This window comes from Candidatus Nanohalobium constans, assembly GCF_009617975.1.
Classification (GTDB): domain Archaea; phylum Nanohalarchaeota; class Nanosalinia; order Nanosalinales; family Nanosalinaceae; genus Nanohalobium; species Nanohalobium constans.
Genome location: NZ_CP040089.1, coordinates 790,706 through 811,188, shown reverse-complemented (window position 1 = coordinate 811,188; position 20,483 = coordinate 790,706). Strand labels below are relative to the sequence as shown.

The 20,483-nt window shown below is 43.8% G+C and carries 21 protein-coding genes and 2 tRNA genes; 11 read left to right on the top strand and 12 right to left on the bottom strand.

Going from position 1 to position 20,483, the window contains the following annotated elements:
- Window positions 1-24 precede the first annotated feature (24 nt).
- Window positions 25-231 (top strand): hypothetical protein, encoded by a 207-nt coding sequence (locus LC1Nh_RS05005; protein ID WP_153550611.1) that lies wholly within the window; start codon window positions 25-27, stop codon window positions 229-231.
- Between the two features lies 1 nt (window position 232).
- Here the strand turns inward: LC1Nh_RS05005 and LC1Nh_RS05000 are convergent, their stop codons facing one another.
- From LC1Nh_RS05000 to LC1Nh_RS04990, 3 genes are all read right to left on the bottom strand, one after another.
- The gene (locus LC1Nh_RS05000; protein ID WP_153550610.1) at window positions 233-517 is read right to left on the bottom strand and encodes a hypothetical protein; all 285 of its coding nucleotides are present in this window, start codon (window positions 515-517) and stop codon (window positions 233-235) included.
- 33 nt (window positions 518-550) lie between these two features.
- Window positions 551-624: transfer RNA gene (locus LC1Nh_RS04995), tRNA-Phe, on the bottom strand.
- A gap of 55 nt (window positions 625-679) precedes the next feature.
- Window positions 680-1,090, bottom strand: a complete 411-nt coding sequence (locus LC1Nh_RS04990; RefSeq protein WP_153550609.1) for a hypothetical protein — start codon at window positions 1,088-1,090, stop codon at window positions 680-682.
- Between the two features lie 94 nt (window positions 1,091-1,184).
- Between LC1Nh_RS04990 and LC1Nh_RS04985 the strand changes: the two genes are divergently transcribed.
- Window positions 1,185-2,201, top strand: coding sequence for a deoxyhypusine synthase (locus tag LC1Nh_RS04985; protein ID WP_153550608.1), 1,017 nt, complete (start codon window positions 1,185-1,187; stop codon window positions 2,199-2,201).
- A gap of 160 nt (window positions 2,202-2,361) precedes the next feature.
- Window positions 2,362-2,538 carry a hypothetical protein gene (locus LC1Nh_RS04980; protein WP_153550607.1) on the top strand — a complete coding sequence of 59 codons (177 nt, stop codon included), beginning with the start codon at window positions 2,362-2,364 and terminating at the stop codon, window positions 2,536-2,538.
- Between the two features lie 138 nt (window positions 2,539-2,676).
- Here the strand turns inward: LC1Nh_RS04980 and LC1Nh_RS04975 are convergent, their stop codons facing one another.
- The gene (locus tag LC1Nh_RS04975) at window positions 2,677-3,189 is read right to left on the bottom strand and encodes a YciE/YciF ferroxidase family protein (RefSeq protein WP_153550606.1); all 513 of its coding nucleotides are present in this window, start codon (window positions 3,187-3,189) and stop codon (window positions 2,677-2,679) included.
- 122 nt (window positions 3,190-3,311) lie between these two features.
- On the opposite strand from LC1Nh_RS04975, the gene LC1Nh_RS04970 reads away from it, so the two are divergent.
- On the top strand, window positions 3,312-4,085 hold the full coding sequence (locus LC1Nh_RS04970; RefSeq protein ID WP_217907024.1) for an NAD-dependent epimerase/dehydratase family protein: 774 nt from the start codon (window positions 3,312-3,314) through the stop codon (window positions 4,083-4,085).
- Between the two features lie 12 nt (window positions 4,086-4,097).
- Here LC1Nh_RS04970 and LC1Nh_RS04965 read toward each other — a convergent pair whose 3' ends face one another.
- A complete protein-coding gene (locus LC1Nh_RS04965; RefSeq protein WP_153550604.1) occupies window positions 4,098-4,388 on the bottom strand; it encodes a hypothetical protein in 291 nt (96 codons plus the stop codon).
- 775 nt (window positions 4,389-5,163) lie between these two features.
- Here LC1Nh_RS04965 and LC1Nh_RS04960 point away from each other — a divergent pair.
- Genes LC1Nh_RS04960 through LC1Nh_RS06195 form a run of 3 tightly spaced genes read left to right on the top strand, consistent with a single transcriptional unit; the run spans window position 5,164 to window position 10,709 of the window.
- Window positions 5,164-9,054 carry a beta strand repeat-containing protein gene (locus LC1Nh_RS04960; RefSeq protein ID WP_153550603.1) on the top strand — a complete coding sequence of 1,297 codons (3,891 nt, stop codon included), beginning with the start codon at window positions 5,164-5,166 and terminating at the stop codon, window positions 9,052-9,054.
- 58 nt (window positions 9,055-9,112) lie between these two features.
- Window positions 9,113-10,519 carry a PGF-pre-PGF domain-containing protein gene (locus LC1Nh_RS04955; RefSeq protein ID WP_153550602.1) on the top strand — a complete coding sequence of 469 codons (1,407 nt, stop codon included), beginning with the start codon at window positions 9,113-9,115 and terminating at the stop codon, window positions 10,517-10,519.
- Between the two features lie 58 nt (window positions 10,520-10,577).
- Window positions 10,578-10,709, top strand: a complete 132-nt coding sequence (locus LC1Nh_RS06195; protein ID WP_256727634.1) for a hypothetical protein — start codon at window positions 10,578-10,580, stop codon at window positions 10,707-10,709.
- Window positions 10,710-10,714: 5 nt separating this feature from the next.
- On the opposite strand, the gene LC1Nh_RS04950 is transcribed toward LC1Nh_RS06195, so the two are convergent.
- The 3 genes from LC1Nh_RS04950 to LC1Nh_RS04940 form a co-directional block, all read right to left on the bottom strand.
- Entirely contained in the window at window positions 10,715-11,986 is a 1,272-nt protein-coding gene (locus LC1Nh_RS04950) for an ATP-binding protein (RefSeq protein ID WP_153550601.1), read from the bottom strand.
- A 201-nt stretch (window positions 11,987-12,187) separates the two neighbouring features.
- The gene (locus LC1Nh_RS04945) at window positions 12,188-12,739 is read right to left on the bottom strand and encodes a hypothetical protein (RefSeq protein WP_153550600.1); all 552 of its coding nucleotides are present in this window, start codon (window positions 12,737-12,739) and stop codon (window positions 12,188-12,190) included.
- 160 nt (window positions 12,740-12,899) lie between these two features.
- Window positions 12,900-13,032: transfer RNA gene (locus tag LC1Nh_RS04940), tRNA-Asn, on the bottom strand.
- 137 nt (window positions 13,033-13,169) lie between these two features.
- Here LC1Nh_RS04940 and LC1Nh_RS04935 point away from each other — a divergent pair.
- Window positions 13,170-15,026: a hybrid sensor histidine kinase/response regulator gene (locus LC1Nh_RS04935; protein WP_153550599.1), complete on the top strand. Its 1,857-nt coding sequence runs from the start codon at window positions 13,170-13,172 to the stop codon at window positions 15,024-15,026.
- Here LC1Nh_RS04935 and LC1Nh_RS04930 read toward each other — a convergent pair whose 3' ends face one another.
- The gene (locus tag LC1Nh_RS04930) at window positions 15,027-15,827 is read right to left on the bottom strand and encodes a winged helix-turn-helix transcriptional regulator (protein ID WP_153550598.1); all 801 of its coding nucleotides are present in this window, start codon (window positions 15,825-15,827) and stop codon (window positions 15,027-15,029) included.
- A 155-nt stretch (window positions 15,828-15,982) separates the two neighbouring features.
- On the opposite strand from LC1Nh_RS04930, the gene LC1Nh_RS04925 reads away from it, so the two are divergent.
- The 3 genes from LC1Nh_RS04925 to LC1Nh_RS04915 all read left to right on the top strand — a co-directional run bounded on the left by LC1Nh_RS04925 (window position 15,983) and on the right by LC1Nh_RS04915 (window position 17,048).
- Window positions 15,983-16,123 (top strand): hypothetical protein, encoded by a 141-nt coding sequence (locus tag LC1Nh_RS04925; RefSeq protein WP_153550597.1) that lies wholly within the window; start codon window positions 15,983-15,985, stop codon window positions 16,121-16,123.
- Window positions 16,124-16,293: 170 nt separating this feature from the next.
- Window positions 16,294-16,470 (top strand): hypothetical protein, encoded by a 177-nt coding sequence (locus LC1Nh_RS04920; protein WP_153550596.1) that lies wholly within the window; start codon window positions 16,294-16,296, stop codon window positions 16,468-16,470.
- 155 nt (window positions 16,471-16,625) lie between these two features.
- Window positions 16,626-17,048 carry a hypothetical protein gene (locus LC1Nh_RS04915; protein ID WP_153550595.1) on the top strand — a complete coding sequence of 141 codons (423 nt, stop codon included), beginning with the start codon at window positions 16,626-16,628 and terminating at the stop codon, window positions 17,046-17,048.
- A 46-nt stretch (window positions 17,049-17,094) separates the two neighbouring features.
- On the opposite strand, the gene LC1Nh_RS04910 is transcribed toward LC1Nh_RS04915, so the two are convergent.
- From LC1Nh_RS04910 to LC1Nh_RS04900, 3 genes are all read right to left on the bottom strand, one after another.
- Window positions 17,095-18,225 carry a DNA topoisomerase IV subunit A gene (locus LC1Nh_RS04910; RefSeq protein WP_153550594.1) on the bottom strand — a complete coding sequence of 377 codons (1,131 nt, stop codon included), beginning with the start codon at window positions 18,223-18,225 and terminating at the stop codon, window positions 17,095-17,097.
- Between the two features lie 87 nt (window positions 18,226-18,312).
- Entirely contained in the window at window positions 18,313-19,905 is a 1,593-nt protein-coding gene (locus LC1Nh_RS04905) for a DNA topoisomerase VI subunit B (RefSeq protein ID WP_153550593.1), read from the bottom strand.
- A gap of 19 nt (window positions 19,906-19,924) precedes the next feature.
- Window positions 19,925-20,428 (bottom strand): KH domain-containing protein, encoded by a 504-nt coding sequence (locus LC1Nh_RS04900; RefSeq protein ID WP_153550592.1) that lies wholly within the window; start codon window positions 20,426-20,428, stop codon window positions 19,925-19,927.
- Between the last annotated feature and the right edge of the window lie 55 nt (window positions 20,429-20,483).

Here is a 20,483-nt window from a genome sequence, read left to right as displayed (position 1 = left end):
AGTTTCAATGAGGAATAGATAATTGTGGGAGAGGAGAACAACTACTGGATAATCGAAATATACAATGGCGAAACCGCTAATGTCTCAGTAATGAGTGAGGAAGAGGCCGAAGCAACTGAGAAAATAAACGATGACTTTGAAGACTGGCAGAAAGCACCTGTAAAGGAAGTTGACGAAGAAGACATGATTGAAAGAGCAGAAGAACACGGCTACGAACACGACCCGTGGTAGATTAAATCGTTCTGTTGTCCAGGTAACTCCTAGCTCTTTCAACAATGCCTTCAGCGCCTGATATCTCAACAGGATTTTCGTATTCATCTTCTAAAACTGAAGGATGTAGTTTATCGTCCTGGTTATCTACTACAGCAGATCCTACAGAGGTTCTTATCTGGTAGATGTTATCTCCTATGCTTTCTACTTCGTCAAATTCGTGTTCAAGAAGTTTCTCAATATCCGATTCTTGTGCTCCATATTCAACAAGTGAGATAGTATGATTCTGAGAAAAAATGGTGCTCATAAAATCCTGTTCTTGAGAAAATGATAAATTTTTTGGCCGAACCCGGATTTGAACCGGGGACAACTCCATCTTCAGTGAAGCGCTCTCCCAGGCTGAGCTATTCGGCCTTATAACAAAGGCTTCGAGTAAAGTTTTTTTAAACAATTCTTATCTAAGTCAGATCTAAAATAGGTTGGGGAAAAGCGCCAGCACTACTGCCAGCAGGATCGAAACAGCAATCTTAAACCATTCAGATATAATGAATGCTTCTAGCCAGGTTGTATCCAACTCTCTGTGGATATACCACCATTTCACAATTCCCACGAGTAATCCTTCTCCTCCTAAGAGAAGCGCAGCAATATAAACAAGAGTAATATCAAAACTTAAGCTTAACAGATTGTATAAAACTAAAACACTGAGGATAAGTGTTGTTGTGAGTGAAGCAAACTCTGCAGAAAGTCGTAGCGATTTTCCCCGAGAACTGCCTTTGTAGAGTATAAAATTAGCCATCAAATGTATTGTTAGAAAGTTTGTAGCTAGTAGAGATATGAAAAGTATACCTAGTCTCAAAAGGTTTTCTTCTCCAATCATCATGTTAAAATTTCTGGTCTGGAAGGTTATAGTCCTTAAGCCCAGTAACCTGATTCGCTTTCTCAAAAATATAAAACTCGTACTGGGTTAGATCTGTATGACAGGCGAAAAAGACGCTTCCGACACAAAAGAACATGTAATACCGGGAACAGAGAAAAAATTTACTGGAGAAGATGTCGAAGGCTACGATTTCCGCGGCGACTTCGACATGACAGAGATGCTGGAAAAATACAGTACAACAGGTTTCCAGGCCACACACCTCAAAGAAGCGATAGAACTTGTCAAGGAGATGCGTGACGAAGACTGCAAGATTTTCCTGACATTCACTTCTAATATCATCAGCTCAGGGCTTAGAGAGGTAGTAGCTTACCTCGCCCGAAAAGACTATGTCGATGTGATGATTACCTCTGCTGGAAGCCATACGGAGGATATAATCAAGGCGAATGATGACTTCAAGATGGGAGAATGGGAAGCCGACGAAGCAGAGCTCCGTGAAGAAGGCATCAATCGGTTAGGCAACATCTATGTTGAGTCTGACCACTATGTATGGCTCGAATCCTGGTTGAACGATGACTTCTTCGAAGATTTCTTCTCTGATGAAAAAATCAGGACTCCTTCAGATTTGGCTTACGAACTTGGAGAAGCAGTAGGAGAAGACGAAGACTTAGATGAATCGGATTCCTTCATCTATCATGCAGCGAACAATGATATTCCTGTTTACTGCCCAGCTATGATCGACGCTGAGATCGGAGATTTTATGTTCTACTACAGACAGGAACAGGATGAGGATATAGGGATAGAGATACTGGATGACTGGGACAGTCTAATCAACGAAGCAATCGGCGCTGAGAAGACTGCGATTATCTCGGTGGGTGACGGCGTGCCTAAGCATCAGGCGATCATGTCGAACCTGTTCAGAGGCGGCACTGATTACGCTGTATACATCTCCACAGGCATGGAAGGAGACGGAAGTCTGTCCGGCGCTCCTCCGAAAGAAGCTGTTTCCTGGGGAAAAATCAAAGAGAACACGAAAAACTATACTCAAGTTGAGGCTGAGGCAACACTGGTGTTCCCATTGCTGGTGGCTGAGGCTTTTAAGAAGTATAATCCATAGGTGTTTTTAGCTGTCCCTAGATGAGGAAGCCTATGAGAACTTTGTTAATGGCATTAATGATGCTTATTTCGCCTCTTTAGATTTTCTGGCTCACGCCGAAGAAGTAGGTGCTGATCATGAGGTTTATTCTGATGAAGCAATGTTGAAAGCATTTTCCGATATGGCCAAGCTCTGGGATGCCAAAAAGACGATAGATGAGTTCTTAGAGAATCTGCCATTTGATGCTGAAAATGTTTCAGAAGTCCTAGACCAGACCTATGCCTCGAATAACGGACTTGGTTACTTCCCTAATGAAGATATAGGAATTTCTGATCCTGCCGAGGCAGCAGCCATCTAAGCCTTAAACGACTGTTATGAAACGCTTAGAGCCTACAGCTTCATGACTCATGAAACTGAACTCTATCTGGATATTCCTGATTTTACCGGTCAGGATAAAAATGCGATATGAAAATCATTCTCAATAGATTTAGAGAGGTTAAGGCATCAGGTTTTCAACCATCTTTTCCCACCAAGAGCTTTTGGACATCCTTTCCAGCTTATCTCTTGCATCTTTTTCCTCTTCAAGGCTGTCTTCCAAGAGATCTATTACATCATCGTCCATATCAAATCTTTCTGCCATATCGATCATACTTTTGTAGCTGCTGACTTCGATGTGCTCCACTTTCTTCGCTGAGTTCAGAAAAGCGATGTTAATCAATTCCACTTCATCAATCCTTTCGTTAAGCTGCTCAGCTTCTTCAAAAATCCCTCTGAAATCAGCTGTCACATGTGATTCGGCATCCACGCCCATAATATTGAAAATTCTCTCCAAACGATCGACCTGATCCGAAGTTTCCTCCTGATGCTCCAGCAAAGCATCCCTCAACTTATCACTCGTAACTTCACCTGACATAGACTCTAATTCATCCATCAACCTTCTCTCCAGGTAAAGCATAGATTTCAAATCATGTACAAACAGGTCGTACGAACTATCAATCTTATCATCCATCTGAGTTCTCACCAAACACCAAACACGGCTCACCTACTAAAAACAGAACTTCAAACAAACACAACAGTACATTTCATCCAAATCAAAAAACCAGATAAGCCACCGACGACAAAATCCCTAATGTGAAAATACTCGTAGCAGGTACAGGCTTCATAGGTTCCAAACTCGTAGAAAGGCTTGAACAGGAACACCGGGTCAAGACGCTGGACAGAAATACTGGTGACTACCAGCAGGATATCACCAAAGACTTCAAAATAGAGGAAGAATTTGATGTAGTATTCCATACAATCGGCTTAGCTCCTGGCATGAATTCCGAAGAAGCATACAGACAGGTACATGTCAAAGGCACGGAAAACCTGTTGAACGCTGTCAAATCCGACAAAATAATCTACATATCTGCCCTAAAAGCAGGTGAAATACCGCACAGCTTCTTCCAGACCAAAAAACAGGCAGAAAAACTTGTCAAAAACGATGGAAGAGACTATACAATCCTAAGACCTTCTACAGTATACGGAGAGGGAAACAAGCTGATGGAAATGATAAGAACTGCAGCACCGCTTAGAGTCTTCCCAAACATCAAGACAGAGACACAGCCAATACATATAGACGACCTAACAGAAATACTAGCCAAATCAACAGAAGAATTTGATGGGGAAACCCTGGAAGCTGCAGGACCAGAAAAAATGAATGTAGCAGAAATGGCAAGAAAAATATACGCGGAAGAAGGATTCAAATGCCTGCTCCTACCAGCACCTAGATTCCTGCAGGAAACAGGACTCAAAATTCTACCTTTTTCAGGACCTTTCAGCAGAGAAAACATCTATTTGCTAAGACAACAAAACACGGTAGAAAATAACGATGCTGCCAGGATACTTGAGAGCCTGACAGAGATCTAAAAAATCCCTATCTTAATTCCTGTTATAGAATATGCTGCTCGCGTTAGCATAGTTCTCACTACCGTTGTAAAACCTGGCTGAAACACTCAGCTGCTCGCCACTATACTCTCCAAGACCTTCACAACTTACAATACTTCTACTACCTCTCACACTGCCCTCACCAGTACATATCCTTTCATCTTCAAGGCTTACCTCTACCTGAGCCCTGCATTCGCTGTCAAAACTTTTCAAGGGAAAACTTGGAGCGCCAAAACCATTAATCTCGCCATCACAGCTAACATCAACACCTGTAGGACGATTCATAAGCAGGAACAAGCCTGAAGCACTTATAATTATACAGAAAATCACCACAAGCCTGCCAACCAAACCCCTCATAACCCTCCATTAATTTTCAAGCGTTTAATATTCCAGCAGTTGCAAAATAGAAAACCGGTTTTGCGCCCAACCCCGGGACCGGACTAAAATCGGTAAGTGATCCGACTACCCAAATCCTTTGGGTGCACCAATTTCAAAGAATCTGTTTTCATATTCACAGGACCCAGAGAATAAATGATGTTACACATCCGCGTTTCAAGAACTCATTCTTTTCCCGCCGCATCCTCCAATACTGCCTAAAAACAAACTAACTATCAAAGTTTCAAGCATTGACTCGCTGTTAAAACCAGCCAAGAACTGCCTCCCCGAATATCCACAGGCATCGGGACAAACCACTCTGCGGGAGGGTTCATCTCCCTGTCGGCTCCGAACTGTTTGAAACACAAACAAATCCTAACCATTCTACAACTCGAGAAGATAAATTTTGCCGTGGAGAACCTCTATATCTGTCGAAAATCCTGGATTAACAGGTCAGAAACACTTGACAACGGAAAAATCACGGCTGAAAACTTCTGAAACAGGTCAAAATCTACACTCAAAACACTGGAAACGAACTATAGAACACGGAAAAAGCATTCTCAAGTGTTTTCGCCCGAAAGAAACCGAAAAACAAACACCACAACATTAAAAATAGTAACAAAACTCATAATTCAATATCTATGTCTAACCACAACTATCTCTCAACGGAGGTCGATACACCACGATGACAAACTCTAACACCTCACACACACAAAAAATACTTTTAACAACTCTAACACTACTTTTCCTAACAGGATTCTCGGCAGCAACTCAATCTATTGCAGACGGTAATGTCGGCGATCTTGATAAGGCTCTGGGAGCCCAAACTCAGGACATCACATTTACATTAGAGGACGGCACCGACTACGATGGCAGTTCAGGTGGTGAAGCTACTGTTGATATTGATGTCACTACTGCAGATAGTGGTTTAACAGTTAGTAGTGCGACTTTAGACACATTATCTGGGTCATCTGCGGGAGATGTTTCTTCAAGCGGAAACAACGGTGTAGCGGTAACCAGTAATACAGTTACGCTAACACTCGATGAGTCAACTTTGTCAAGCTCGGATTCTACAGTTGACGTCACTCTAACTCTTGATGATGTTGACGCAAGTAGTGCAAATACTGGAGATACGAGTTATGATGTAGTCTCAAATGGCGACGGTGGAGGATCAGTAAGTGGAGAAACTGAGTCAGCTTCCTTCACCATCACCGATGCATCAATCACGTTTAATTCAGCCGATTTGACAAGTAACGATGATGTAAAGGTTAGCCCAACGGCCTCAAACACCGGAGGCGATGTATATGTTGAAATCACTGAAGCAGATAGCAGTACTGTCGTTGGCTCTGCAACTTTGAACAACGGTGGAAGCCAGCAATCAATTACACTTGATTCTCCAGGAGAAGTCAGTGATGGAGAGACATTAACAGCAACAATGTACGACTCTAGCGGAGGAACTCAACTTGATACTGCTACTGCGAGTGCATCTCAGACGCAGTCGGTTAGTGGAACAGTCTTCGAAAGCGATGGCTCCACACCAGTCAGTTCAGGAACAGTTGAACTTTACGAAGGACAACAAAACACAGATGGAACAGCTGATTCAACAGTAGACCTAAGTTCAAACAGTGGCACTTACACTTTCAATGATGTCGCTGAAGGCGACGTGACTATTGATGTCACTGGAGTCGATAACCATGAAGATAAATCGACCACGTTTACTTTGAGTGCTGGTGAAGATCGTACTGAAGACTTCAGTCTTGATCAATCGGCAACATTTGAAGCAGTTATTAATAGTGGAAATACGGATGATTCCGTTGATCAGGAGGGCACTTTGACAGTCGAAGCAAAGATAAGCAACGTAGGAGATGTCTCAGGAACTAAAGATGTAAGTTTGGAGTTCCCAGATGGAAATACAGTTGACACAAATAGCGACGTTACAATTTCAGCAGGTTCGTCCAGCACTGAGACACTAACTGCAAGTGGATCAGAAACAGAAGTATCTTCAGGAAGCCAGACTGCTAAAGTGGTTACTGAGGACGATACAGCCACAACTTCAGTGAAAGTCAATCCTGTTCTCGACAAAGTTCAGGTTAATCAGGATTCAGTCGAAGTAGGACAGAATAGTGCTTTGACAGTTGATTTGACAGGAGCGAAAGATCTGGCAGGAGATAACTTCACAAAATCAGCTACAGTGAACTTTGATACCAGTAACTTCGCAGGTACTGGTGATTCTGCCTCGACTTCTACTTCACCAACATTTGATGCAAATGGAGATGTTGGGGGAGTAACAGTTCTTGATAGTTCAGGAACCCAGATTCAGGCTGAATCAGAAGTCACCGTTAATGCAGGAACTCAGCTTCCAGGAAGCGGAGATAGCTTCACGGCTAATATCACGCAGGTAGCAAAAACCATCACTGCTGAGTCGAATACCACATCAAGCGATGAAGCAGTTGCAGATGGAGATGAGGAAGTTAAGTTCACAACTACAGTAACTGATTACAGCGGTGATGGTATTGAAGGAGCAACGGTCTCAGTAGATAGTGGTCAGGACGAAGGAAGTCTAAGCGACATTAGTTCAGGAGACACAGCAGAGACCAATTCGAACGGAGAAGCCACATTTACAGCAACTTCGACCAACAGCGGAGATTACACAGTTCAGTTCTCCACAATAGCTGGAGATGTAACTTCAGACACAGCAACAGCTCACTTCAAGCCAGGCGTAACAGATTACTTGGAGATTACAACAACTCCAAGTGCAAGTGAAGCCGGCTCAGAGTCAACGGAATTTGTAGTGACTCGGTACGATGCAAACGACAACGCAGTTACCAGCGGAAGTTTAAACGTGGATCTATCAACAAACTCCACAGGAGAGAACGCAGAGTTTAGAGATTCTTCATCAGGAAGCTCAACCACCACAGTAACCATTACTGGTGGTCCCAGCACAGAGAACTTCTTCTATTATGATGAGAATGCTGGAGATCATTCACTTACCGTCAACGCATCAGACATCACAGCAGATTCAGTAACTCATACAGTTGAACCTGCAGCACACACAGGTTACTCTGTAGAACCTGCAGCCCTAACGCAGGAAGCAGGAACACCATTCGAAGTAGAGGTCAAAGCCATTGACGATTACAGTAACACCGTCAAAAGTATCGACGAAACCCTGAATGGCTACACCTTCACATATAGCAATCCAAGTAATGCGCCAAATGGAACAAGTCCAACTTACCCATCTGACCTAAGTTTCACAGATGGAGCTGCAACAGGAAGTGTGACTCTGGTCGCAGCTAAAGACACAACTCTGAAAGTAGAAGACGGTCAGAATACACCAGTCTCAGGCACAAGCAGTACAATAACAGTTGAATCTGCTGCAGCTGACTCAGTTTCAGTCAACTCTGAGCCTTCAGATTCAGAAGCCGGATCAAGTATCTCAGGAACACCAACAGCTAAGGTAACGGATGAGTTTGGAAACGCTGTTGAAGGTGTTAATGTAAGTGTTGCTGAGGCAAGCGGATATGAGTTCGATGCAGGAACAACTACAGTATCAACTGATGGCAGTGGACTCGCTGAATTCAGCAATCTACAGATTAACACGGCGGACACAGGTTACCAGTTGAACTTCAGTATTGATAGTTCGGCTGACAATGTGATTGATAGTCCGTCAACTCAGCTTGTTCAGTCGAGCGAGTTCGAAGTCAGCCCTGCTTCAGCAAGTGATGTAGTGAACCTGAGTATAAATCAGGATTTTGTTGGGGTTGTAACTAACCAAGGACTCATGGAGATTTCAGGAACAGTTGTCGACGAATTTGGCAACACACTCCAGACTTCTCAGGGTCTCGATGTACATATCAGAGGGACTACATTCAATAAAACTGGAAATGGAGATTTCACAGCTTTTATCGTACCATCCAACATTGGAGCTACAGAGACAGGTAGTGCGGATGTGAATGTCACGCTCGATGGACAATCAGATGTTCTTGCATCTGGCGAGGTAAACTTGGTTCATGAAGCCTTCTATTTGGAGGAAGGTTTCAACCTGAGATCAGTTCCTCAGCCTGCAAGTCTTGATCTTGAAGGCGTTGACTCTGTAACTGCTTGGAACCCAAGCGAAGGAAGCTACGAAGAACCTTCAGTAGGTGAAGGAGAGATGCTTGAGAATGTAAGTGACCTTCACAGAGGAATGTACTTCGAGGCAGCCAACAGCTATGCAAGAGTCGGTTACACCTTCGAGACAGATGCAGAAAAACTTTCACCAGGAGAAGTTGAGATGGTGAACGGATGGCATCTTGTAGGAAGCAACTTTGACATCTCAGAGACTTCAGATAACTCTGATGTAAGTACAGGTGGAGAGAGATCTCTTGACACAGACCTTCAGGGTCTTCAGAACATAGGTTTGGATGATGGACTTACAGCTTACCCAGAAGATCTTTCAGCTTCAATCTCTGGAAGTAAGGCAGTTTCAGGATTTGCTGCCTACTGGGTAAATGTTGAAAACCCTGAATACAGAAACAGAGCAATTCTGACTCCTAACTACATCCCAGGAGACAGAACCTCTTTTAGAGGACTCTCGTAGAGGAGTAAATCTCCTCTCCATTTAACCTTTTTTCTTATCTTGATAGGTGATCTAAAAAATGAAGATGAATAAAAGCGGATTTGCGAAGTTTGGATTAGTTTTAACTCTGTTAATGATTAGTTTTGGATTCTCAGCTGCTCAAACTGGTGCTCCGGGAAAACCCGCTAGCTTCTACGGTGATGCAGTGGATGAAAACGGTAATGGAATTCCTGTTTCAAGTAGTATAGTGGCAGTCACAGATGGCGAGGTTATAGGATCTATCGAAATAGCTGATACCGGAGTTTATGGGTCTGAAGCTCCTATGGCGGAAAAGCTATCTGTGAATAGTGGAGCAGGGGACGAAGTAAGTTTCAGAGTGAACTCATCAGATGGAGTCGAATCGGTAGATAGTCCTTACAGTTTGGAATCGGGAACTCAGAATATAGATTTGGTATTCCCTGATGATACTTTTGCCCCTCAAGAATCAGAAGATGGTTCTGGAAGCGATGATGATTCCAGTGATAGTTCCGATGGTTCAGATGACACAGATCCAGGTGGAACTTTACCGCCTTCGGATGACAAGCCTGAGCCAAAACAGGTTGACGCTGAGGTAGATCCTGAGACTGGTCAAGCCTCTGCACAGGTTGACCAGGTTGAGGAGAACCAGCAGGTTCAGGTCAACATCCCTGACACCGAAGAAGCTGAGTCCACAGTTGAGCAGGTCAGCTTCACTTCAAGCAGTTCATCCGACAGCGTCTCAGTTTCGGTAAGCGATCTCGGAACAGACAGACCTGAAACAGTTTCGGAAGATGCTGGTTCAGATGTCTACAGCTACCAGCAGATCGATGTCGAGGGAGTTGAAGACGAGGACATTACAGAGTCAAATGTCAAGTTCAAAGTCCAGAAAAGCTACCTTGACGATAGAGGTAGAAGTCCTGAAGATGTAGTGATGAAACGCTACAACGACCAGAACTGGCAGGAACTGGACACGAGAATCGGTGAAGAACTTGACAACAGTTATAGGTTTGAGGCAAGTTCGACAGGTTTCTCCTACTACGCAATCGCACTCCAAGAACAGGAGAACGAGACACAGGGAGAACCAAACATCCAGACCTCCTCGCTGAATGTTCAGCCTTTAGAGGGAACTCCTCCGTTTGATGTAACAATCGATGTTACAGTTGAGAACACCGGAGACGCTGAAGGAACACAGGAAGTCGAAGTAACACTCGGAGACGAAGTCATCAAATCCGAGACCGTCAGCCTTGAAGCTGGAGAGGAAAGAACCCTCAGCTACAACTACACAGTAGAACAGTCTGGAAGCCTATCCTTCTCGGCAGGCAACCAGTCAACAACAGTCGAAGCCTCTCAGAAAGGAACACCGATGCTTCCTGTAGCAGTCGCACTACTGATTGTAGCAATCTTAGGCGTGGTCGGCTACACTCAGAGAGAAACCATTCAAGACAAGGTTGAAGACCTCAGAGAGTAAAAAAATCTCAACCATATTCTCCCCCTTTCTTTATTCTATTTTCAGGTGAACCCAAAAAATGGAGCTTTCAAATGAAGAAAAAGAAACTGTAGAAAGTATAGCTGAGAACAATAGAGAAGCTCCTGATCGAGATTTTACAGTTCGGCTGAAGGAAGCATTTAAACAACTTAGAACTTCTCTATCGATTTAGTTTCCCTATATCATTTCTTCCAATTTGTATAGGAACTTAGTGTAGGGTATAAACTCTACCCGGGTTTCTTCTATTTCCACTGTTTCTTCGAGTGAAAGGTTGACTACTACTGCTTTTTCGGGGCTGTATTTTTTCATGAAGCTTCGCAGCGACTTTGTAACCTTTGGTTCGTCCAGTTCTTTGTACTTTACTTCTACAGGTAGTTCTACCTTGTTTCCTGCCGAAAGGACGAAATCTACCTCCGCCTGAGATTTAGTCCTCCAGTACCTTACATCAAGACCAGTGAACTGCGTCTCCTGCTTCAAGAAGTTATGAATGAATCCTTCGAACAGTTCTCCGAATTCGGAAGGTGTATTCAAGTGTCCGAACCTCTGAATACTATAATTCCTCAATCCTGGATCAGAGAAATAGACTATAGGCGACTTAGTTATCTCTTTCTTCTTATTGGTGTAGAAAGGATTCGTCTGCTCTACGATGAAGGTCTTGTCCAGGTATTCCAGGTAGTTCCTGACAGTGGTTGATTTTACTCCGACATCCCTTGCCAGTTTGGAATTGCTGACTGGATCGCCCATTTGGTCTGCGAGAACGGATACGAGCTTGGAGTAAGCATCAACTTTTCGAACATTCAGGAAGCTTGATACATCTCTCTCCAAGTAACTGGAGAATATTTCATCGATAACTCTGCGTTTCTCCTCTTCTTTTGATTCAGTTACTACACGAGGATAGCCTCCATAGTTCAAGTATTTCTTCAGTAAACGATCTGTCTCATCTTTTTTAACTTCGAAGTATTTCTCCAGTCTGTCCTCGTATTCGTAATCGGTCTCGTAGTTAACAAACTCTTTGAAGGATACTGGCGGTAGCTCGAAGATTCTTTTCCGTCCAGCCAGTGATTCGTGGATGTTCTCCTTCAGTTCCAGACTACCTGAACCTGAAACTACAAACTTGTACGGTAGTTCTCGGTCGTAAATCCCTTTCAGGAACAGTCCAGCGTTCTCCTTCCTCTGAATCTCATCAAGGAAAACATACCCTTTCTCCTCTCCAAACTCCAGTTCCACTCTGTCGATTAAGTCCTGCTGTGACTCGAAATGTGTCCGGTCTTCCTGTATATCCATACTGAGGTAGAGTGTGTTCTCATCGTCGTCCTCCAGTTCTTCCTTGAGTTGCTGCATCAAGGTTGTTTTACCGACCTGTCTCGCACCTACAATCAACGATATTTCCTCCTTTTCAAGGTGGTTTTCAACTTTTTCCAGCATCTTTCTTTTGATATAGTCTGTCATAACAGGTATTTAGTGGAGAAGACTTAAACATCTAATGGTAAATTAGTAGGGTAAAAATTACACCACAGTGTCAATTTAGTAGGGTTAAATACCTACTACAAGAATGAAAAAGCAGGATAAATTTGCGTTCTCTCAACTGAATGCAACTCGGAGTTTGCGTGTTATGAGTTGAACAAAACGATCAATATATCTGTAAATGAGTTAAAACACCCAGTTAAGTGCTGCTTCTAAGACTGCAATAATGTCAAAACTTGATTCTGTTCCTTCTCTCTGCTGCACTTCTGGAGAAGTACTATTAGAATTAGAGGTTTGCTCTACAATAGATTCCATTTCAGCCACAGTAATGTTCTTGCGTTCAGGTGCTACAAGCTGTATGGTATCATTTTCTGAGACTTCATATTTGGTGGCGTAGCCATTCGTCATATAGTAACAGTCTTCCTGTTCCTCCAGCATCACCACTACTTCTTCTCCTTCCGTGAACTGTGCTGCGGTTGAAACACTCATCCTATCTGTTCCCTGAATTTGGATAGTTACGGTGTCTGAGGTGTTTCCTTTGAAGACCTCAGTTACATTTATCTTGACAGGATGATGCTTGGCGACTTCCCCAGACCCAGCGATATTGGAAACTATTCCGTGGACAACTACCTCTGAGTCTTCTGCTGCATTCTCAGGGTTGTGTCCTTCAGCAGCGATCAAACACGCTGCACCGGATACAAGCAACAAGACAGAAACAGTTAGCAATACCTTCCGCATAAACACTTGATATGGTTCCTCATACTTAATTTCTATAAGGTCGCTATATCGCTGCCGTTGTAGTCAGAGTCCTGGTGTTTCAGAAAACAATTCTCCAGAGGAGACAGGAGGCGTCCGCACAAAATGTCTGATTGCCTAACCAACTTCACATATCCTAAATCGCCCAACCCAGGATTCGAACCTGGGACCACCACGTGCCTGTATTCGAAGACTAGGCGTCTTCTACATGCCCTTTCTCTGTGAGAAAGGACGAGTTTAACAGCGTGGCGCTCTACCTACTGAGCTAGTTGGGCTGTGTATTCTAATTGGTTGGGTAGAATTTTATAAAACGGATGTTGGGGGTGTTGTGTTTTAGAGAGTTGTGTTTGTTCGAAGGATTTTTATCTTTAGCGTTGTAATTGTGTGTTTTGTAGGGTTGTGAGTTTTTGTTATGTCTTTGCGTGTTCTTGTGGTTGATGATGATATCCAGTTTTTGAGTTTGACGGCTCGTAAGCTGGAAGAGGAGGGTATGCAGGTTTTGAGGGCTCAGAGCTGTAGCGATGTTAGGAATGTTTTAGGCTCTGAGGATGTTGACTGTATTGTTACTGAGTATGGTCTTCCTGGGAAGCCTGGTAAAGTGTTGTGCGATGATTTGAAGTCTCTTAGTGGGGATGTGCCTTTGATTCTGTTTACATCGGGAAGGGATTCTGAAATGGTGCGGAATGCCTTTGGTAACGGTGTTGATGATTATGTTTCGAAGGATTCTTCTTTTTTCAAGTTCTCTGTTCTTGTGGAGAGGATTAGAAAGGCTGCTGAGGAGTCGCCGCATAATATAGGTACTAAGGTTGATTCTTCTTCCGGTGTTGAGGAAGTTGATGTGTTGAAGAAGGTTGTTGATTTGCTTCCGGCAGGTGTTGTTGTCAGGGATGGTGAGGACAGGGTTGTTATGGCTAACAAGAGGGCTGCTGGAGATGATACGGAGCTTGGTGATGTGATTGGTTCCAGGATTGAGGATTCTCCTCTGACTGGTGAACAGATAAAACGGATTAAGGAGACTGATGAGGCGGCGATAGAGAATTGGGATGCTGTCACGGTTGAGCAAAACTTTGATATTCCGGGTGAGGGTGAGAGATATCTTGAGACGACTAAGATACCGTTTAATCTTGATGAGGGGGAGAATCCTCATCTTGTATCGGTCTTGGCTGATATAAGTTCTAGGAAGAAGAAGGAAAGAGCTTTAGAGAAGGTGATTGAGACTAATAGGAAGATGTCTGAAATGGATACTAAAGAGGAAGTTAAGCAGGTGGCAGTGGAGGCTATGTGCGATATATTTGATCTCCCTATGTGTGCTGCGTTTGAAATCCGCGGAAGGGAGTTTGTGCCTGAGGTTTCTAATTTTGAGCTTGAGGAAGTGTTTGAGGGTACGCCATCACTAAGTATAGATTCTTCTATTGCGGGCGAGGTCTACTCTGATAAGGAGTCGCGGATCATTGAGGAGGTCAATGAGCTTGATCCTCAGAACCCTGATACTCGGATTGCGTCCGAAGTCATTGTGCCTGTTGGGGGTCACGGTGTTTTGATAGCGGGTTCGGAGGAGCAGAAGGAGTTTGATCAGGTTGATATGTATATTGCTGACTGGTTTGGGGACTCTGTGAAGTCTTCTCTTGACCGTGTGGAGCGTGAGAAAGAGATTCTGGAGAGGGATGAGAAACTGGAGCGTCAGGAACAGCAGATGGATCAGTTTGTGAGAATGCTGTCCCATGACCTTAGAAATCCTTTGAATATAGCGCAGGGCTATCTTGAAATGCTTGAAAACTCAGATGAAAAAGATCAGGTAGGTTCCGCGCTGAACAGGATGGATGAGATAATTGAAACAGTGCTGGAGATGGCGAAGCACACGAAAAAATTGGAGAAGCAGCAGGTTGACCTGAGAAAGCTGTCTAACGAATCCTGGAGCTATGACTACATGGATAACGCTGAACTTGAAGTGGTCGACGAGGTAACGGTTGAAGCCAATAAGGAGCAGCTCAAACACTTGCTGGAAAATATTTTCTCTAATTCCATCAAGCACTCAGATCAGAGTGTCACGGTCAGAGTAGGTTCTACCAGTAAAGGATTCTATGTCGAGGACGACGGTCCAGGCATACCTGAATCAGAGAGAAATAAAGTATTTGAGTTTGGATACACAACTCAGGACAGTACAGGAATCGGCTTAACCATAGTCGAGAAGATAGCAAACTTCCAAGGATGGAAAGTTAAGGTCAGTGAATCAACCAAGGGCGGAGCAAGATTCGAATTTGAAACCTGATTAAACCTTCCTGTTCAACTCCTCAATCCTATCCAGAAGATCCTGATACTTCTCCTTGTCCTCAAGGTTAGAAAGATCCTTCTCGCTTTCAAGAACATCTTTCTTAGCCTTCAAAGAACGAAGATTCCTCTCCAAATCAGTCATATCGCCGTCTACAATCTCTGAAACAGCGTTCAATAGTTCATCCTTTGACACAGGCTTGGTGAGGTATTCATCGACCGGCATGTCAACGATATCAACTTCCGGGTCGTGAGCAGTAGTAAACATTATACTACAATCATAGACCTCGCTTATCTTACTTGAGATCTGCTCCCCGCTTGAATCAGGTAGTTCACGATCCAATACTACAAGGTCGACATCCCTACCTATTTTTTCTAACGCCTCATTCCCGGAAACAGCCTTCAGTACATCGTACTTTGAGGACAGCCAGTTAACATACAGATCGGCAAGACTCTCCTCATCCTCGACAACAAGCACCTTAACCTCGCCGCTGCCCGCCCACTCAAGCATCTCCTCAAGTATAGGTCTCAAACCAGTCCCTTTCTCAGTCAAAGAATACTTAACTCTCTTAGGACTCTCGCTTAAAACCTCTTTTTCAACAAAACCTTCCTCAACCAGGTTTGAAAGATTCTCAGACAAAACCTTTCCAGAAACATCGCCAATAGACTCCTTCAAATCATTAAAACCCAGGTCACCGGCTTCAGAAAGAGTGAAAATTATCAAAGGATACCACTTCCGAGACAAAAACTCGGTCGCATCCTCCAAGTCCCCCAGCTCCGGACTCAAATCTCTCTCATCCACAAAACAAAGTTAACAACCGAGTAATTTATCATTTACTGAAGAATGCTACCGATTTCTCTTTTTCCAGTTTACCTCGGGGTAAGCTCCATGAATTACCTCTAAGTTAATCTCGGGTTATAAACCGAAAACAGGTATTCTACACTAGGTTGTTAGAGATGGTAGATCCGAACTACAGACACTTTGAAACAGAACTTGAGAAACTCAACTACACCAATGAAAATCGGAAACCTCAGAACTTCCCTAAAATCCTGAAGAAGGCGACAGGAGTAAAGGTTCAACCAGCAAGAAAGGCATGAAACCAGCTTCAACTTACCGTGAAGTAAACCAAGTCAGTTACCCGATACTCAATTCCGGGTTATAAGGGGAAAACAAGAAATAAAGAAGTAGGAAGTCAGAAGGGGGACGGAGGGGCGTTTCCACTACACTCAAAACCAGAATCACTTACAACATGGAGGGGGAATTCAACATGAGCGTAAAAACCAAAATGGACAAAGTAAGAAAAAGCATCGACCAGAGAAGAGGCAACTGTGTAATCTGCGGGGACAGAGTACACAACTCAGACGACTACATAGAGTCCACAGACGGCTACTGCCACAAAGAATGCCTGATAGCAAGAAAAACAGGCGCAGCAGCAGAAGCATAAAAAATCACTCTTTTCCAGGAGGGACAAAAACAATAACCAATCCTTCCTCCCCACTTGCCAAAAAAACACTCTTTTTGGCGCACTGTGCAGAGAGAAACCACCATAGAAAAAACCCTTTCTCTGCACCTTCCCAAAGATATCAGAGGTTATTTAAGATGTCGAAAACAGGATCCAACTCCAGTACACAGAGTACACCGGTACAGAGAGCAGCAATACTTGACGATCAAGAAATCCAAGCAGAGCACAGTGCATTCATGCTCAACCAAGAAACAGATGCTAACATACATGTATATACTAACCGGGAAGAACTTGCTGAAGACTATAGAAAACAGGATTTTGACGCATACATTCTTGACCACGACCTGAACGGAGATACATGCTCAGCTGATGTAGTAAACAGTATACTGGACTCTGAAGACACTGAAAGACCAGAAGAAACTACCTTTTTCATATTAAGCGGCAGTAAAAGAGGAGAGGTTGAAGCAGAGTTGGAACGCCAAGATGTTACTCGATATGTCGATGAAATCTACTCCAAGCACGATGACCCGTACCCAGAAATTGCAGAAAGATTAGAATAATAGGTAAAGAAAGGAAAGAGAAAAAAATTTTAAACAATCTGAACAACTAGTTTAGAAACTCTTTGTTCTCAATCTTCTCTGGCAGGTAAGTATTGGCTACGAATTCCAGTGAGTTGGCTGCTAGAGCCTGCTGCTCTACTCTGACTCCTTTGTCAAGCATTTTCTGGAACTGGTTCTGCCATTGGTCATTCTGCATCCATTCGTAGTCCATGACATCGTGGATACGCTTGTAGTCCTTGGTTGGACCGCCGTTGCCTTCTGGCTTACCTTTCAAGTCTTCTGTTACATGTTCTAATCCGTATTCTTCGATGTCTTCCATGGTCATACCGATAAGCTTCGCATCTGGTGTCGCTAATCTATCTGACTGGAATGCAAGACTCATAGATCCGGATTTGAGGACGGAGTAGATGTAGTATCCCCATGGGTCGCCGTCAGTGAATACATAGACAGGGAGATCTAATCTGTCGTGCATGATGTTGACGAGTCTTCTGACTCCACGGCTTGGCTGTCCTCCTGCTGAGATCAGGATGGCGTTGTGTTCTTCGTGGAAATCTTCTTCGACCAGTCTGTTAACCATCGCAGAGGTCTCGACGAGTAGGATGAAATCTGCTTCACATTCAACAAACTCGTAGTGGTCTACGATAGATGGGATTGCTAATCCGGATGTTCCCATGTTCATACAGTCGATTTCGTCCCCTGAGTCGTTGATCACTACCGGTCCGAATAGTGAACCTTTTTTCTCTGCGAATAGGTGCAGGTCTTCTCTGATCGCTCCTGTTGCTGTTTCTATGTCAACGACTACATTGTTTGACTCATCTTGGTCTTCGAAAGTGTTCTCATCAAGCCCGGGAACGCTGTGCTTCAGCTGGTAGTAGACCTCTCTTATCGCTGCGGTCCTACCGCTTTCGATAAGTTCTTTGGTCTTTGAAGCAACCATCAGGGTCTGCATGAACTTTCTGGCGTGACTGATGTTGAGGAATTTTCTTGTGGAGTATGAGTCTCCTAGAGCTAGTCGTCCTTCCTTTTCATCGTACTCTACATTGCTTCTGCTTCTTACCTGTGTATCGAATGTTAGATCATCTTCTTCTGGATCGTCTAACTGGTTCTTGATCTTCTTTCCAAGGTGTTTAAGCTGTTCTAATGTCTTACTGTCGTTTTCAAATTCTTTCTTTGGCATGAAACTCACCTACAGAGTTTCATCATGTTAAGCTGCGCAAGGCAGCTTTCGGTGTTTGGGTTTGTTTTCATAGTATTTTTCTCCTCTTCAAAGTTGCTCCGGGTTGTAATCGTTCTGCACGAGTTGCTGGATTTTGTCTTCCATTTCTGCTTCGTTTCCTTCGTCTGCGAGTGCTGCGATCGCTGGAGCCATCTCCTTAGCGTAACTGGTGAGTTGTCGTTTCTTCTTTTCCTGAATCTCTCTTCTCTCTTTCCGTTTGAGGTATTTTCCAAGTTTGCGGCCTGCTTCCTGTAGCGCTAGTTTCATTTCCTTCCGGATAGGGTCGTAGTTTGCTACTGCCTCTTTACCTTCGGAGGTGAATGGCACCCAGACCGATGCGATATGGATCGAGATATAAAGCGGTCCTTGTGGACGGTTTCCTGTCTGGCTGATGTTGTATCGGTTCCAGGAAACATTCTCGATAGCCTTGGTCGTTACACAAGCACTTTTCTTGTATAGTAGCGGGACCTTGTTTGCGTATCTTAGTTCTTCGAAGCTTCCCTCGTCTTCGATGTCTCCGCCCCAGGCCAGTCCTACTTCTACCTGGAAGGGATTTCCTTTGTATACTGTGGGTTTTCTCGTTATTGTTTCTGTGAACTCCGGGTTGAGTTCTTTTGTCAGTCCTTTCTCCATCAGGTCTTCTCCAATTGGTGATAGGCAGTCTGTTGGAGGGCTCTGAAGTTTTACATTTTCTGCAGCCTTCAACAGGTCTTCTACTTCGTCTTTGTCCAATGTGTTAGGTCTTCTACCTGATTCGATTTCTGCTTCTTCGCATACTTGTTCGGCTGATGTTCTTCCTACTCGTGTGAATTCTTTCTGCAGGAAGCTGGAAACTGTTCTCGCATTGGAGTTGTCGACCATCCTCAGTACTACTCCAAGCTCTACTCCGTGAAGATGAGGCTTGATCTCCTTAGGTTTTTCTGGTAGTTCTTTGGATACTCTTGGGTATTCGATTTTGTTTCCATCCGGTTCTTTCAGAACCACTCGAGCGTATGGATTCATGATTGCTGTGTGTTTGAGGTAGTTTCTGACGGAGTGGTGGCCGCGTGTGTACTTGGCCTCAATGTTCATCTCGATTGTGGTTCCGTGATCGAAGAAGTAGTCTTTGTCGCCTGGGAATTCGTCGCTTTCAGGTTCGATTATCTCATCTTCAAGGATTTCTGGTTCGTTCTTCTCTGTATCGATACGGACTACGAATTTGTGGCATGGCTCGCCTTCCTGCTTGGAGTAGACAGTTACAGGTTCTCCTGTTGTTAGCTGTGCATACATCGCGGAAGCGGAGATTCCGATTCCCTGCTGTCCACGGCTCTGTTGTAGTTTGTGGAATTTGGATCCGTAAAGTAGTTTACCGAATACTTTTGGTATTGTTTCTCTGTCTAGTCCTATTGCGTTGTCTCTGATTTCTACGCGGCATTTTTCGTCGTCGTACTCATCTATGATTACATGTACTTCAGGTAGGATATCGTCCTGTTCACATGCGTCCAGTGAGTTGTCTACTGCTTCTTTGACGACTGTTATTATGGATTTTTGTGCGTTTTCGAATCCGAGAAGGTGTTTGTTTTTCTCGAAGAATTCTGCAACGGAAATCTCTCTGTGATCTCCGCCCTCTGCTTCCATACCTTCTTCTACTCCATTTGGCATAGTATAAATTTCACTCTAGTTATCTTTTAATTTTGTCCTGATTTTTCTCCAAATAATTGTACGCAGACGAATGAGAACTCCCGTTCAACAGCTGCTTCACAGTCTCACGAGCAACCTGAATGTTCTGTGGGTGTCCAATAAAACCAATAGTCTTTCCAAAAACCGAGATATATGTTTCAGTCATCTTCTCGATGTGTTTCCGTGTTTCTCCGTCTCGGCCTATCACACGACCCTTTAAACGCTCTTTATCATTCTCAGTGTCTGCAAAACGATTAATGTCAATGTGATTGAATGTATAGTCTTTCTCGATGATGCTGAATGCTTTTTCTGGGTTGAATCCGCGGCCGATAGCCTTTACGATTTTTTGGCCATCCATCTCGTCCAGTACATCGCCTTCAATCCTAGCAAGATTATCGGTTATCGTTAACTCGGTATCAGTCAGGTCTTCGAACTCTTCCTTTGTTTCGCCACCCTCGCCGATCAGAACACCGACTCTCTTCTCCGGAATTTTAACTTTCTTCATAAGTATATAGAACTTCCCAACCTTTTTATACCTGAAATCCGGAGAACAGGCGCTC